Origin of the sequence: Burkholderia sola (genome assembly GCF_905400185.1) — a bacterium.
In the GTDB taxonomy this organism is placed as follows: domain Bacteria; phylum Pseudomonadota; class Gammaproteobacteria; order Burkholderiales; family Burkholderiaceae; genus Burkholderia; species Burkholderia sola.
In genome coordinates this window covers 2,514,792-2,529,733 of sequence record NZ_FR989675.1, presented here as the reverse complement: position 1 = coordinate 2,529,733, position 14,942 = coordinate 2,514,792, and the positions used below count along the sequence as shown (strand labels likewise).

Here is a 14,942-nt window from a genome sequence, read left to right as displayed (position 1 = left end):
CCATCATGGTTGAACTTGAAATAGACGGCAAGAAGGTCGAGGTGCCCGAAGGCAGCATGGTGATCCAGGCTGCGCACAAGGCGGACACGTACATTCCTCACTTCTGCTATCACAAGAAACTGTCGGTTGCGGCCAACTGCCGGATGTGTCTCGTCGAAGTCGAGAAGATGCCGAAGGCCGTGCCGGCCTGCGCGACCCCCGTGTCGGCCGGCATGATCGTCCGCACGCAGTCCGACAAGGCTGTGAAGGCGCAGCAGTCGGTGATGGAATTCCTCCTCATCAATCACCCGCTCGATTGCCCGATCTGCGATCAGGGCGGCGAATGCCAGCTGCAGGATCTGGCGGTCGGCTACGGCAAGTCGTCGTCGCGCTACTCGGAAGAAAAGCGCGTGGTGTTCCACAAGAACGTGGGCCCGCTGATCTCGATGGAAGAAATGTCGCGCTGCATCCACTGCACGCGCTGCGTCCGTTTCGGCCAGGAAATCGCCGGCGTGATGGAGTTCGGCATGCTGGGCCGCGGCGAGCATTCGGAAATCACGACGTTCGTCGGCAAGACGGTCGACTCCGAAATGTCGGGCAACATGATCGACCTGTGCCCGGTCGGCGCGCTGACCAGCAAGCCGTTCCGCTACAGCGCCCGGACGTGGGAACTGTCGCGCCGCAAGTCGGTGAGCCCGCACGATTCCGTCGGCGCGAACCTCGTCGTGCAAGTGAAGAACAACCGCGTGATGCGCGTGCTGCCGTTCGAGAACGAAGCGATCAACGAATGCTGGATCTCGGACAAGGACCGCTTCTCGTATGAAGGCCTCAACAGCGAAGCGCGCCTGACGAAGCCGATGCTGAAGCAGGGCGGCCAGTGGATCGAAACCGACTGGCAGACCGCGCTCGAATACGTCGCGAAGGGCCTGAAGGGCATCGCCGCGGATCACGGCGCGAACGCGCTGGCGATGCTCGCGAGCGCGCACAGCACCGCGGAAGAGCTGTTCCTCGTGAAGCAGCTCGCCAACGAACTGAAGACGCCGAACGTCGACTTCCGTCTGCGTCAGCAGGATTTCTCGGCGCCGGTCCAGGGCGCACCGTGGCTCGGCATGCCGATCGCCGACCTGTCGAACGTGGACGCCGCGTTCGTCGTCGGTTCGTTCCTGCGCCGCGACCACCCGCTGTTCGCATCGCGCCTGCGTCAGGCTGCGAAGAACGGCGCGAAGCTGCACTTCCTGCATGCGACCGGTGACGATTCGCTGATCCCGACCGCGCAACGCATCGTCGCCGCGCCGTCCGCATGGCTCGACGAGCTGGCCGGCATCGCCGCGGCCGTCGCGCAACTGCGCGGCGTCGCGCTGCCCGACGCGCTCGCGGGCGTCACCGCATCGGCGGCCGCGCAAGCCGTCGCGCAGTCGCTCGCGAACGGCGAACGACGCGCGGTGCTGCTGGGCAACGTCGCGGTCCGTCATCCGCAATTCGCGCAACTGCACGCCGTCGCGCAGTGGATCGCCGACAACACCGGCGCCACGTTCGGCTTCCTGACGGAAGCGGCGAACACGGTCGGCGCGCACGTCGTCGGCGCACTGCCGGGCGAAGGCGGCCTGAACGCACGCGAAGCGTTCACGCAGCCGCGCAAGGGGTACGTGCTGCTGAACGTCGAACCGGAATTCGACACCGTCGATCCGGCACAGGCGCTGGCCGCGCTGAACCAGGCGGAAATGGTCGTCGTGATGTCGCCGTTCAAGCACGGCCTCGACTACGCCGACGTGCTGCTGCCGGTCGCGCCGTTCACGGAAACGGCCGGGACGTTCGTCAACGCCGAAGGCACCGTGCAGAGCTTCAACGGCGTCGTGCGCCCGCTCGGCGACACGCGTCCGGGCTGGAAGGTGCTGCGCGTGCTCGGCAGCCTGCTCGGCCTGCCGAACTTCGAATACGAGACCGCGGAAGAAGTGCGTCTCGCCGCGCTCGGCGACGCCGGCGTCGCGGGCCGCCTGTCGAACCAGACGTCGGTCGCGCCGGCCCGTGCCGCGGCGAATGCCGCGAACGGCGGTTTCGAGCGCCTGGCCGATGTGCCGATCTATCACGCCGACGCGCTCGTGCGCCGCGCGGGTGCGCTGCACCTGACGGCCGCCGCGAAGGCGGCGAACGCGGCAGCCCTGCCGGCCGCGCTGTTCGACAAGCTGGGCTTGAAGGAAGGCGACGCGGTGCGCGTGCGCCAGGGCGAGCGTGCGGTGCAGTTGCCGGCCGTGCGCGACGCGAATCTTGCGGAGACGGTCGTTCGCGTGTCGGCGGCGACGCCTGCCGGCGCAGCGCTCGGCAGCCTGTTCGGTGAACTGGTGGTGGAGAAGGCGTAAATGAGCTTGTTCGATACGATCAACGCGGGCGGGGCCGAGCTTCTCGGCTTCGCATGGCCGACGGTGTGGGCAGTCGTGCGCATCCTCGTCGTCTCCGTCGTCATCCTGCTGTGCGTCGCGTACCTGATTCTGTGGGAACGCAAGCTGATCGGCTGGATGCACGTGCGTCTCGGCCCGAACCGCGTCGGCCCCGGCGGCCTGCTGCAGCCGATCGCCGACGTGCTGAAGCTGCTGCTGAAGGAAGTCATTCAGCCGAGCGCCGCCAGCCGCTGGCTGTACCTGATCGCGCCGGTGATGACCGTCGTGCCGGCATTCGCCGTGTGGGCGGTGATCCCGTTCCAGGCCGAAGCCGTGCTCGCGAACGTGAACGCGGGCCTGCTGTACGCGATGGCGATCTCGTCGATCGGCGTGTACGCGGTGATTCTCGCCGGCTGGGCGTCGAACTCGAAGTACGCGTTCCTCGGTGCAATGCGCGCCGCGGCGCAGATGGTGTCGTACGAAATCTCGATGGGCTTCGCGCTGGTGCTCGTGCTGATGACGGCCGGCAGCCTGAACCTGTCGGAAATCGTCGGTTCGCAACAGCACGGCTTCTTCGCCGGCCACGGCGTGAACTTCCTGTCGTGGAACTGGCTGCCGCTGCTGCCGGCGTTCGTCGTCTACTTCATCTCGGGCATCGCCGAAACGAACCGTCACCCGTTCGACGTGGTGGAAGGGGAGTCGGAGATCGTCGCGGGTCACATGATCGATTACTCGGGCATGGCGTTCGCGCTGTTCTTCCTCGCCGAGTACATCAACATGATCGTGATCTCGGCGCTGGCTGCGACGCTGTTCCTCGGCGGCTGGGACGCACCGTTCGAATTCCTGTCGTTCATCCCGGGCATCTTCTGGCTGGTGCTGAAGGTCTTCGCGCTGCTGTCGGTGTTCATCTGGGTGCGTGCGACGTTCCCGCGCTACCGTTACGACCAGATCATGCGTCTGGGCTGGAAGGTGTTCCTGCCCGTCACGGTGGTCTGGGTGGTCGTGGTCGGCTTCTGGATGATGTCGCCGCTGAACATCTGGGTGAAGTAAGGACGAAATCATGACGGCTATCCAACACTTCTTTAAGACCTTCTTCCTGACCGAGCTGCTGAAGGGGCTCGCGCTGACCGGTCGCTACACGTTCAAGCGCAAGTTCACCGTGCAGTTCCCGGAAGAGAAGACCCCGATTTCGCCGCGTTTCCGCGGACTGCATGCACTGCGCCGCTACGAGAACGGCGAAGAGCGCTGCATCGCGTGCAAGCTGTGCGAGGCCGTGTGCCCCGCGCTGGCGATCACGATCGAATCGGAAACGCGCGCGGACAACACGCGCCGCACCACGCGCTACGACATCGACCTGACGAAGTGCATCTTCTGCGGTTTCTGCGAAGAGAGCTGCCCGGTCGATTCGATCGTCGAGACGCAGATTCTCGAGTACCACGGCGAAAAGCGCGGCGACCTGTATTTCACGAAGGATATGCTGCTCGCGGTGGGCGACCGCTACGAGAAGGACATCGCAGCGGCGAAGGCTGCCGACGCGCCGTATCGTTGATTGTGTTTGCAGTGCCGGCCCGGCATGAACGATGAACGGGCCGAGCCGCCGCGACGGGTGCGGGCCTTCCGCAAGCCGCGCCTGACTATGGCCTAACGATGAACCGGTAATCATGGAATTCACGACCGTACTGTTCTACATCTTCGCGCTGCTCCTGGTGGTATCAGGGCTGAAGGTGATCACTTCGCGCAACCCGGTGGCGTCTGCGCTTTTCCTTGTGCTGGCGTTCTTCAACGCCGCCGCGATCTGGATGCTGCTGGAAGCGGAGTTCCTCGCGATCCTGCTGGTTCTGGTCTACGTGGGCGCGGTGATGGTGCTGTTCCTGTTCGTCGTGATGATGCTGGACATCAACATCGACTACCTGCGCCGCGACTTCAAGCGCTTCGTACCGATGGCGACCGTGGTCGGCGCGATCATCGTGATCGAAACCGCGCTGATCCTGTGGCGCGGCTACGGCGACACGCACACCGTGCATGCGATGGCGACGGGCGAGATGGCCAACTGGTCGAATACGCGCCTGATCGGCAAGGTGATCTACACCGACTACATCTTCGCGTTCGAAATCGCCGGCCTCGTGCTGCTGGTCGCGATCATCGCCGCGATCGGGCTGACCGAGCGCAAGGGCAAGGACAGCAAGCGCCAGCGCGTGTCGGATCAGGTCAAGGTGCGCCGCAACGACCGCGTGCGCCTCGTGAAGATGGAAGCGGACAAGCCGCAGCCGGAGACGGCGCAGAGCGAAGCCGGCTCGGGCACCAACGGCTAAGCGGAGGAAAAGAAAACCATGCTGACTCTTGCTCACTACCTTGTGCTCGGCGCGATCCTGTTTGCGATCGCGATCGTCGGGATTTTCCTGAACCGCCGCAACGTCATCATCATCCTGATGTCGATCGAACTGATGCTGCTGGCGGTGAACACCAACTTCGTCGCGTTCTCGCATTACCTCGGCGACGTGCACGGCCAGATCTTCGTGTTCTTCGTGCTGACCGTCGCCGCAGCGGAAGCCGCGATCGGCCTCGCGATTCTGGTGACCCTGTTCCGTAAGCTCGACACGATCAATGTCGAGGATCTCGATCAGCTCAAAGGTTAATTTCAGGCTACGCTGTTATGTCAACGACACTCAATGAAAACCTGCTGCTGGCGATTCCGCTCGCTCCGCTGGCCGGCTCGCTGATTGCGGGGCTGTTCGGGAACGCAGTCGGGCGCAAGGGCGCACACCGGATCACGATCCTCGGCGTCATGATCGCGTTCCTCCTGTCGGCGAAAGTCTTCCTCGACGTGATGGGCGGCGCAAGCTTCAACGCGACCGTCTACGAATGGATGAACGTCGGCTCGCTGAAGCTCGAGGTCGGCTTCCTCGTCGATTCGCTGACCGCGATGATGATGGTCGTCGTGACCTTCGTCTCGCTGATGGTGCACGTGTACACGATCGGCTACATGGCGGAAGAAGACGGCTACCAGCGCTTCTTCTCGTACATCTCGCTGTTCACGTTCTCGATGCTGATGCTCGTGATGAGCAACAACTTCCTGCAGTTGTTCTTCGGCTGGGAAGCGGTGGGTCTGGTGTCGTACCTGCTGATCGGCTTCTACTTCACGCGTGAGAGCGCGATCTACGCGAACATGAAGGCGTTCCTCGTGAACCGCGTGGGCGACTTCGGCTTCCTGCTCGGCATCGGCCTGCTGCTCGCGTTCGCCGGCTCGATGAACTACGGCGAAGTGTTCGCGAAGCGCGCGGAACTCGCGAGCCTGCACTTCCCGGGCACCGACTGGGGCCTGCTGACCGTCGCCTGTATCTGCCTGTTCATCGGCGCGATGGGTAAGTCGGCGCAGTTCCCGCTGCACGTGTGGCTGCCGGACTCGATGGAAGGCCCGACCCCGATCTCGGCGCTGATTCACGCGGCGACGATGGTCACGGCCGGCATCTTCATGGTGTCGCGCATGTCGCCGCTGTTCGAGCTGTCGGATACCGCGCTGTCGTTCATCACGGTGATCGGCGCGATCACGGCGCTCTTCATGGGCTTCCTCGGCATCGTGCAGAACGACATCAAGCGCGTGGTCGCGTATTCGACGCTGTCGCAGCTCGGCTACATGACCGTCGCGCTCGGCGTGTCCGCCTACCCGGTCGCCGTGTTCCACCTGATGACGCACGCGTTCTTCAAGGCGCTGCTGTTCCTCGGCGCCGGCTCGGTCATCATGGGCATGCACCACGACCAGGACATGCGCAACATGGGCGGCCTGCGCAAGTACATGCCGATCACGTGGATCACGTCGCTCGTCGGTTCGCTCGCGCTGATCGGCACGCCGTTCTTCTCGGGCTTCTACTCGAAGGACTCGATCATCGACGCGGTGAAGCTGTCGCACCTGCCGGGTTCGGGCTTCGCATACTTCGCGGTCGTCGCGAGCGTGTTCGTCACGGCGCTGTACTCGTTCCGCATGTACTTCCTGGTGTTCCACGGCGAAGAGCGCTTCCGCCATCCGAAGCATCCGGAATCGCCGATGGGCATGGCCGCCGCACATGGCCACGACGATCACGGCCATGGCCACGACCACGGTCATGACGACCACGCGCACGAGCCGCACGAGACCCCGTGGGTCGTGTGGGTGCCGCTGGTCCTGCTGGCGATCCCGTCGGTGATCATCGGCGCGATCGCGATCAGCCCGATGCTGTTCGGCGATTTCTTCCAGCACGGCGTCGCATTCGACAAGGTGATCTTCATCGGCGAAAACCATCCGGCGCTGGCCGAGATGGCCGAAGAGTTCCACGGCTGGGTCGGCATGGGCCTGCACTCGGTGTCGGGCCTGCCGGTGTGGCTGGCGCTCGCCGGTGTGGTCGTCGCGTGGTTCCTGTACCTGAAGCGTCCGGAACTGCCGGCGTCGATCCGCCGCGCGTTCGGCCCGATCTACACGCTGCTGGACAACAAGTACTACATGGACAAGATCAACGAAGTGGTGTTCGCCCGCGGTTCGGTGGCGATCGGCCGCGGCCTGTGGAAGGAGGGCGACGTCGTAGTGATCGACGGCCTCGTCAACGGCAGCGCCCGGTTCATCGGCTGGTTCGCCGGCGTGATCCGCTTCCTCCAATCCGGTTACATCTATCACTACGCGTTCGCCATGATCATCGGCATGCTGGGGCTCCTGACCCTGTTTGTAACGCTCGGCGGCAAATAAGGCGGGGAGACAACACTAATGCACGCTTTTCCGATTCTCAGTACCGCGATCTGGCTGCCGATCGTTTTCGGCCTCCTCGTGCTGGCGGTGGGTAACGACAAAAATCCGGGGACGGCCCGCTGGGTCGCGCTGATCGGCGCGCTGCTCGGCCTCGCGGTCACGATCCCGCTGATCACGGGCTTCGACTCGAGCACGGCTGCGCTGCAGTTCGTCGAGAAGTCGACCTGGATCGAACGCTTCGACATTGCGTATCACCTCGGCGTCGACGGCATCTCGATGTGGTTCGTCGTGCTGACCGCGCTGATCACGGTGATCGTCGTGATCGCCGCGTGGGAAGTGATCACCGAGAACGTCGCGCAGTACCTCGCGGCGTTCCTGATCCTGTCCGGGATCATGATCGGCGTGTTCTCGGCGGCCGACGGCCTGCTGTTCTACGTGTTCTTCGAGGCGACCCTGATCCCGATGTACATCATCATCGGCGTGTGGGGCGGCCCGAACCGCGTGTACGCGGCGTTCAAGTTCTTCCTGTACACGCTGGCCGGCTCGCTGCTGATGCTGGTCGCGCTGATCTACCTGTACACGCAGACGCATTCGTTCGACCTCGCGACGTGGCAGAACGCGAAGATCGCGATGACGCCGCAGATCCTGCTGTTCATTGCGTTCTTCCTCGCATTCGCGGTGAAGGTGCCGATGTGGCCGGTGCACACGTGGCTGCCGGATGCGCACGTGGAAGCGCCGACGGGCGGCTCGGTCGTGCTGGCCGCGATCATGCTGAAGCTCGGCGCATACGGTTTCCTGCGTTTCTCGCTGCCGATCACGCCTGACGCGAGCCACTTCCTGGCGCCGGTCGTGATCACGCTGTCGCTGATCGCGGTGATCTACATCGGCCTCGTCGCGATGGTGCAGGCCGACATGAAGAAGCTGGTTGCGTATTCGTCGATCGCGCACATGGGCTTCGTCACGCTCGGCTTCTTCATCTTCAACCAGCTCGGCGTCGAAGGCGCGATCATCCAGATGATCTCGCACGGCTTCGTGTCGGGCGCAATGTTCCTGTGCATCGGCGTGCTGTACGACCGCGTGCACTCGCGCCAGATCGCCGATTACGGCGGCGTCGTGAACGTGATGCCGAAGTTCGCGGCATTCGCGATGCTGTTCTCGATGGCCAACTGCGGCCTGCCGGGTACGTCGGGTTTCGTCGGCGAGTTCATGGTGATTCTCGCGGCCGTCCAGTACAACTTCTGGATCGCCTTCGGTGCGGCATTCACGCTGATCCTCGGCGCGGCCTACACGCTGTGGATGTACAAGCGCGTGTACTTCGGGGCCGTCGCGAACGATCACGTCGCCAAGCTGAAGGACATCGGCCGTCGCGAATTCCTGATGCTGGCCGTGCTTGCCGCGTTCACGCTGCTGATGGGCCTGTATCCGAAGCCTTTCACCGACGTGATGCACGTTTCCGTCGAAAACCTCCTCTCCCACGTCGCGCAGTCGAAGCTGCCGCTGGCCCAGTAATCGCGAGCGGAGGAACTCAAGATCATGCAAAACGCCCCTATGAATGTCCTGTTGCCTGACGCGCTGGTGCTGGCCGCCATCGTCGTCGCCTGGCTGAACGACACCTTTACCGGTGCGTCCGGCCGCCGCCTGACCTATCTGATCGCGGTCGTCTCGTCGGTCGTCGCCGGCGTGTGGTTCTCGGTCCAGGCGCTCGACCCGCAGCAGTACTACTTCTTCTCGAAGATGGTCGTCGTCGACTCGTTCGCGAGCACGATGAAGGCCGTCGTGTCGTTCGGTTTCGCGGTGTCGCTCGTCTATTCGCGCAAGTACCTCGAAGACCGCGACATGTTCCGCGGCGACGTGTTCCTGCTTGGCATGTTCTCGCTGCTCGGTCAGCTGGTCATGGTGTCGGGCAACAACTTCCTGACGCTGTACCTCGGCCTCGAACTGATGTCGCTGTCGCTGTACGCGGTCATCGCGCTGCGCCGCGATGCTGCCCAGTCGAGCGAAGCCGCGATGAAGTACTACGTGCTGGGCGCGCTCGCGTCGGGCTTCGTGCTGTACGGCATCTCGATGCTCTACGGCGCGACCGGCTCGCTCGAGCTCGGCGAGGTGTACAAGGCGGTCGGCGGCAACACCGACGCGGCCGTGCTGATGTTCGGCGTGGTCTTCATCGTCGCCGGTATCGCGTTCAAGCTGGGCGCCGTGCCGTTCCACATGTGGGTGCCGGACGTCTACCAGGGCGCACCGACCGCGATGACGCTGTTTGTCGGCGGCGGCCCGAAGGTTGCCGCGTTCGCATGGGGCCTGCGCTTCCTGGTGATGGGCCTGCTGCCGCTCGCGCAGAACTGGCAGACCGCGCTCGTGATCCTCGCCGCGCTGTCGCTGATCGTCGGCAACATCACCGGTATCGTCCAGCGCAACATCAAGCGGATGCTCGCGTACTCGGCGATCTCGAACATGGGCTTCGTGCTGCTCGGCCTGCTCGCCGGCATCGTGAAGGGCGACGCGGCGGCACCGGCGAACGCGTACAGCTCGGCGATGTTCTACGCGATCGTCTACCTGATCACGACGCTCGGCTCGTTCGGCGTGGTGATGCTGCTCGCGCGCCGCGATTTCGAAGCGGAAACGATCGACGACTTCAAGGGCCTCAACAAGCGCAGCCCGGTGTTCGCGTTCGTGATGATGGTCATGATGTTCTCGCTGGCCGGCATCCCGCCGACCGTCGGCTTCTACGCGAAGCTCGCCGTGCTCGAGGCGACCGTCAACGCGGGCCTCACGTGGCTGGCCGTGCTGGCCGTGATCACGTCGCTGTTCGGCGCGTTCTACTACCTGCGCATCGTGAAGCTGATGTACTTCGATGCCCCGCAGGATTCGACGCCGATCTCGGGCGATTTCTGCAAGCGCACGATCCTCGTGCTGAACGGCCTGGCCGTCGTCGTGCTCGGTCTGATCCCGAGCCCGCTGCTGACCGCCTGCCTGCAGGCCATCCGTCACACGCTGCCGCTGTAATGTCGGCAGCCGGCTGGTTCATCGTGCTGTTGGCGCTCGTCTGCGCCAACCTGCCGTTCCTGAATCAACGCCTCTTCGCCGTCGTGCCGTTCGGCGCGACGAAGAAGAACGCGTGGGTGCGGATCGGCGAGCTGATCGTGCTGTACTTCGTCGTCGGCGCGCTCGGCTTCTGGCTCGAGTCGCGCGCCGGCAACCGCTTCGAACAGGGCTGGCAGTTTTACGCGATCACGTTCAGTCTCTTCGTTGTGTTCGCGTTTCCCGGCTTCACGTTCCAGTATCTCGTCAAACGACGCTGACGGCTTCGGCCGTCCGTCGTGCTCATTCAGGAGCCGCCGATGGCCGAACTACCCAATCACGACGCCGCACTGACCGAAACCTGCCTCGAAAGCGAGGCGATCTTCGAAGGCGCGTTCCTCAAGCTCAAGCGCGACACCGTCCGTCTGCCGGACGGCAAGAATGCCACGCGCGAATACGTGCAACACCCGGGCGCGGTGATGGTGATCCCGCTGTTCGACGACGGCCGCGTGCTGATGGAGAGCCAGTTTCGCTATCCGATCGGCAAGGTGATGGCCGAATTCCCGGCCGGCAAGCTCGACCCGAACGAAGGCGCGCTCGCGTGTGCGGCGCGCGAACTGCGCGAGGAAACCGGCTACACGGCGCGCGAATACGTGTTCCTGGCCCGTATTCACCCGATCATTTCCTATTCGACCGAATTCATCGACTTGTACCTCGCGCGCGGGCTCACGGCCGGCGAGCGCAAGCTCGACGAAGGCGAATTCCTCGAAACCTTCACCGCGACGCTGGCCGACCTGCAGGAATGGGTGCGCACCGGCCAGATCTCCGACGTGAAGACGATCATCGGCACGATGTGGCTCGACAAGGTGCTGTCCGGCGCGTGGCCGCTCGGGCCGGTCGTCACGCCCTGAGCACGGCGTCAGCGGCGGGCGGGGCGCCGCGTTACAATCCGGTGACGCGGTGCGTTCGTGCCGCGCGATCGGGATTTAGCACGACCGTTCACAAAACCGCTTTTTGCGCTACACTCGTCACACGCCCTGATTCAGCATGAAGGTCCTCGATTTACAGTGTCCGCACGGTCATCGGTTCGAAGGCTGGTTCGCTTCCGCCGATGAATTCGAAGCGCAGTTGTCCCGCAAGCTGGTCGAATGCCCGGTGTGCGGAACGACGGAGATCAACCGGATGCCGTCCGCGCCGCGCCTGAACCTGTCGGGCGCGACGCAGCCGCAGCCGGCCGATCCGCGTGCGCTGCAGGCGCAGGTGATGCGCGCGCTGCGCGAGGTGCTGGAGAAGACCGAGAACGTGGGCGAGCGCTTCGCCGAGGAAGCGCGGCGCATCCATTACAACGAGGCGCCCGCACGCAGCATTCGCGGCGTCACGACGCCGGAGGATGCGCAGTCCTTGGTCGAAGAAGGCATCGACGTGATGCCGCTGCCGATTCCTGCCGCGCTGAAAGAACCGCTGCAATGACGTACGCAGTGTGTCCTTGGCCGGGCCGGACGGCCGCGGACAGGAGACACTGCGCATGGATCTGGACTATTCCCCCGCCGACGACGCGTTCCGCGCCGACGTCCGCGCCTGGCTCGAGGCCAGCCTGCCTCACGCACTGCGCGCCAAGGTACTCGATCACAAACGACTCGACCGCGAGGATTTCGCGCGCTGGCACCGGATCCTGGGCCAGCGCGGCTGGTCCGCGCCCGCCTGGCCGGTCGAATACGGCGGCCCGGGCTGGAACGCGACGCAGCGGCACATCTGGGACGAGGAGTGCGCACGGATCGGTGCGCCCACCGTGCTGCCGTTCGGGGTGTCGATGGTCGCGCCGGTCCTGATGAAATACGGCAGCGAAGCGCAAAAGCGCCACTATCTGCCGCGTATTCTCGACGGCTCGGACTGGTGGTGCCAAGGTTATTCGGAGCCGGGTTCCGGGTCCGACCTCGCGTCGCTGCGCACGCGCGCCGAGCGCCACGGCGATCACTACGTCGTCAACGGCCAGAAGACCTGGACCACGCTCGGCCAGTATGCCGACATGATGTTCTGCCTCGTGCGCACCGATCCGGCCGCGAAGAAGCAGGAAGGCATCTCGTTCCTGCTGATCGACATGAAGACGCCCGGCATCACGGTGCGCCCGATCGTGATGCTCGACGAGGACCACGAGGTCAACGAGGTGTTCTTCGAGGACGTGAAGGTGCCGGTCGAGAACCTCGTCGGCGACGAGAACCGCGGCTGGACCTACGCGAAATACCTGCTGGGCCACGAGCGCACCGGCATCGCGCGCGTCGGCGCGTCGAAGCGGGAGCTCGCGTTCCTGAAGCGCGTCGCATCGAACCAGCGCAAGAACGGCAAGCCGTTGCTCGCCGATCCCGTGTTCGCCGCGAAGGTCGCGGCGCTCGAAGTCGAGTTGATGGCGCTGGAGGTGACGGTGCTGCGCGTCGTCAGCCGCGAGACGAGCGGCAAGGGGCCCGGCCCCGAGGCGTCGATGCTGAAGATCAAGGGCACCGAGGTGCAGCAGGCGCTCACCGAGCTGATGGTCGAAGCGATCGGTCCGCTGGCCGCACCGTTCGACGTGCCGTTCCTCGATGGCGAGCGCGAACACAGCATCGCCGGCGACGACGATGCGGCGCCGCTCGCCGCGTACTACTTCAATTACCGGAAGACGTCGATCTACGGCGGGTCGAACGAGATCCAGAAGAACATCATCGCGCAGATGATTCTGGGGCTGTGATCAGGGAACGGAGACAACCATGGATTTCAGCTTTACCGATGAGCAGCAGCAGTTCGCCGACGCGCTGCGCCGGTATCTTGGCGAGCAATACGGCTTCGACGCGCGCCAGGCGATCGTGCGTAGCGATACCGGCGTGTCGGATGCGCAGTGGAGCGCATTCACCGAACTGGGCTTGACCGCGTTGCCCGTGCCGGACGCACAGGGCGGTTTCGGCGGCGGCCCGGTCGACATGCTGGTCGTGATGCAGGAGCTCGGCCGTGCGCTCGTGATCGAGCCGTACTGGGCCACGGCGGTTGGCGTCGAGGCGTTGCGGATCGCCGGCTCCGGCGCGGGCGACGATGCCGCGCTGCTGGAGGCGGTCGCGCAGGGGCACAAGCGCGTGGCGGTCGCGTTCCACGAACCGCACGCGCGCTACGACCTGTACGAGCTCGACACGCGCGCGCGCGGGCAGGGCGGCACGTACCGGCTGACCGGTACCAAGTCGGTCGTTCAGCACGGCGCCCAGGCGCACGCGTGGATCGTGCCTGCGCGGGTCGACGGCGGCGGCCTCGGCCTCTTCGTCGTCGAACGCGATGCGGCCAATGCGAAGGTGGTCGACTACCGGACCATCGACGGCCAGCGCGCCGCGACGATCATGTTCAACGAAACGCCGGCCCGATTGCTGACGGGTGGGGCGCGCGACGCGGCGGCGCTCGAGCAGATCGCCGATTACGCGACCTTCCTGCTGTGCGCGGAAGCGGTCGGCGCGCTCGACGAACTGAATCGCGCGACGGTCGAATACACGAAGACGCGCGAGCAGTTCGGCGTGCCGATCGCGCGTTTTCAGGCGCTGCAGCACCGGATGGTCGACATGCTGATCCATGCGGAGCAGGCGCGTTCGCTGACCTATCTCGCGGCGGTCCGCTACGCGAACGGCGATGCCGATGCGCGGCGCAAGGCCGTGTCGGCCGCGAAGGCGCGGGTCGGCGCGGCCGCGCGCTTCGTCGGCCAGCAGGCGGTCCAGCTGCACGGCGGCATGGGCGTGACCAACGAGGTGGCCGCCGCGCATTTGTTCAAGCGGCTGTCGATCATCGAGACGACGCTCGGCGATACCGATCATCACCTCGCCCGCATCGCGGCGCTGCCCGATTTCGCGCAGACCGACGTAGCATGACGGTGACGCGCGAGCGCGCCAGACAAGGAGACTTATCAGTGGGCATCAGTTACGAAGACCTGGTGGTCGGCAGTACCACCGAAGTGGGCCGCTACACGTTCGAGGCCGACGACATCAAGACGTTCGCGAAGCGCTACGATCCGCAGCCGTTCCATGTCGACGAGGAAGCGGGGAAGGCGTCGCATTTCGGCGGGCTCGTCGCGAGCGGCTGGCATACGTGCTCGGTATTCATGAGCCTGCTGGTCCAGAAGCTCGGGCCGGATTCGACCAGCATGGGCTCGCCGGGCATCGATTCGATCCGCTGGCTGAAGCCGGTGCGCGCCGGCGACACGATCACGATGTACCAGAAGGTGCACGACAAACGCGTGTCGGAGAGCAAGCCCGATCGCGGCATCGTGTCGACGGAATGGATCGGCGTGAACGAAGCCGGCGAGACGGTGATCTCCGTGCACACCAAGGTGATTTTCGGGCTGCGCCATCCGGGGGGCGCGAACTCATGACCGACGTGACCTTGCCGCTGATCGCATCGGCGCAGGCGCTGCAGGCGCGGGTCGGCGCGGAGCCGCTCGCGAGCGGCTGGATCGAGATCGACCAGCCGCGCGTCGACGGTTTTGCCGACGCGACCGGCGATCATCAATGGATTCACGTCGACCCCGAACGCGCGCGACGCGAGTCGCCGTTCGGCGGGCCGATCGCGCACGGGTTCCTGACGCTGTCGCTGATTCCTGCGTTGATGACCGACGCGATGCGCTTCGAGCAGAAGATGGGCGTGAACTATGGGCTGAACCGCGTGCGGTTCCTGAAGCCGGTGCCGGTCGGGGCGCGCGTGCGTGCGCTGTTCGCGGTAAAGGAAACCGCCGACGCCGCGCGCGGCGGCATCCAGGTAACGTGGTCGGTATCGATGCAGGTCGAGCGCCCCGACGCGCCGCTGCCGGTATGCGCGGCGGAGTTCGTCACGCTGCATTACTTCTGAAGCACGGA

At 64.9% G+C, this 14,942-nt stretch carries 15 protein-coding genes; all 15 read left to right on the top strand.

Annotated elements, in window-relative coordinates; all coding sequences use genetic code 11:
* The first annotated feature begins 5 nt into the window (after positions 1-5).
* The 15 genes from nuoG (at position 6) to KR541_RS11540 (ending at position 14,934) form a co-directional block, all read left to right on the top strand.
* Positions 6-2,336 (top strand): NADH-quinone oxidoreductase subunit NuoG, encoded by a 2,331-nt coding sequence (gene nuoG / locus KR541_RS11610; RefSeq protein ID WP_050016472.1) that lies wholly within the window; start codon positions 6-8, stop codon positions 2,334-2,336.
* A complete protein-coding gene (nuoH, locus tag KR541_RS11605) occupies positions 2,337-3,404 on the top strand; it encodes an NADH-quinone oxidoreductase subunit NuoH (protein WP_050016474.1) in 1,068 nt (355 codons plus the stop codon).
* A gap of 10 nt (positions 3,405-3,414) precedes the next feature.
* Positions 3,415-3,903, top strand: a complete 489-nt coding sequence (gene nuoI, locus KR541_RS11600) for an NADH-quinone oxidoreductase subunit NuoI (RefSeq protein WP_006484869.1) — start codon at positions 3,415-3,417, stop codon at positions 3,901-3,903.
* Positions 3,904-4,015: 112 nt separating this feature from the next.
* Positions 4,016-4,666, top strand: a complete 651-nt coding sequence (locus tag KR541_RS11595) for an NADH-quinone oxidoreductase subunit J (protein WP_011545812.1) — start codon at positions 4,016-4,018, stop codon at positions 4,664-4,666.
* An 18-nt stretch (positions 4,667-4,684) separates the two neighbouring features.
* The gene (nuoK, locus tag KR541_RS11590) at positions 4,685-4,990 is read left to right on the top strand and encodes an NADH-quinone oxidoreductase subunit NuoK (protein WP_006478272.1); all 306 of its coding nucleotides are present in this window, start codon (positions 4,685-4,687) and stop codon (positions 4,988-4,990) included.
* A gap of 17 nt (positions 4,991-5,007) precedes the next feature.
* Positions 5,008-7,068, top strand: coding sequence for an NADH-quinone oxidoreductase subunit L (gene nuoL, locus KR541_RS11585; protein ID WP_050016476.1), 2,061 nt, complete (start codon positions 5,008-5,010; stop codon positions 7,066-7,068).
* Between the two features lie 18 nt (positions 7,069-7,086).
* Complete coding sequence (locus KR541_RS11580) at positions 7,087-8,577, top strand: NADH-quinone oxidoreductase subunit M (protein ID WP_050016477.1); 1,491 nt, start codon at positions 7,087-7,089, stop codon at positions 8,575-8,577.
* 39 nt (positions 8,578-8,616) lie between these two features.
* Positions 8,617-10,071 (top strand): NADH-quinone oxidoreductase subunit NuoN, encoded by a 1,455-nt coding sequence (gene nuoN, locus KR541_RS11575; RefSeq protein ID WP_175886159.1) that lies wholly within the window; start codon positions 8,617-8,619, stop codon positions 10,069-10,071.
* Complete coding sequence (locus tag KR541_RS11570) at positions 10,071-10,367, top strand: DUF2818 family protein (RefSeq protein ID WP_006478276.1); 297 nt, start codon at positions 10,071-10,073, stop codon at positions 10,365-10,367. Before nuoN ends, KR541_RS11570 begins: the two co-directional genes overlap by 1 nt.
* A gap of 39 nt (positions 10,368-10,406) precedes the next feature.
* A complete protein-coding gene (locus KR541_RS11565; RefSeq protein ID WP_050016481.1) occupies positions 10,407-10,997 on the top strand; it encodes an NUDIX domain-containing protein in 591 nt (196 codons plus the stop codon).
* Between the two features lie 136 nt (positions 10,998-11,133).
* Positions 11,134-11,556 (top strand): DUF1178 family protein, encoded by a 423-nt coding sequence (locus KR541_RS11560; protein ID WP_050016483.1) that lies wholly within the window; start codon positions 11,134-11,136, stop codon positions 11,554-11,556.
* A 55-nt stretch (positions 11,557-11,611) separates the two neighbouring features.
* A complete protein-coding gene (locus KR541_RS11555; RefSeq protein WP_089488681.1) occupies positions 11,612-12,808 on the top strand; it encodes an acyl-CoA dehydrogenase family protein in 1,197 nt (398 codons plus the stop codon).
* A gap of 19 nt (positions 12,809-12,827) precedes the next feature.
* Positions 12,828-13,961 (top strand): acyl-CoA dehydrogenase family protein, encoded by a 1,134-nt coding sequence (locus KR541_RS11550; protein ID WP_050016487.1) that lies wholly within the window; start codon positions 12,828-12,830, stop codon positions 13,959-13,961.
* 38 nt (positions 13,962-13,999) lie between these two features.
* Positions 14,000-14,461 (top strand): MaoC family dehydratase, encoded by a 462-nt coding sequence (locus tag KR541_RS11545; RefSeq protein WP_050016488.1) that lies wholly within the window; start codon positions 14,000-14,002, stop codon positions 14,459-14,461.
* Positions 14,458-14,934: a MaoC family dehydratase gene (locus KR541_RS11540; protein ID WP_089488680.1), complete on the top strand. Its 477-nt coding sequence runs from the start codon at positions 14,458-14,460 to the stop codon at positions 14,932-14,934. The genes KR541_RS11545 and KR541_RS11540 overlap by 4 nt, the downstream gene beginning before the upstream one ends.
* Positions 14,935-14,942 lie beyond the last annotated feature (8 nt).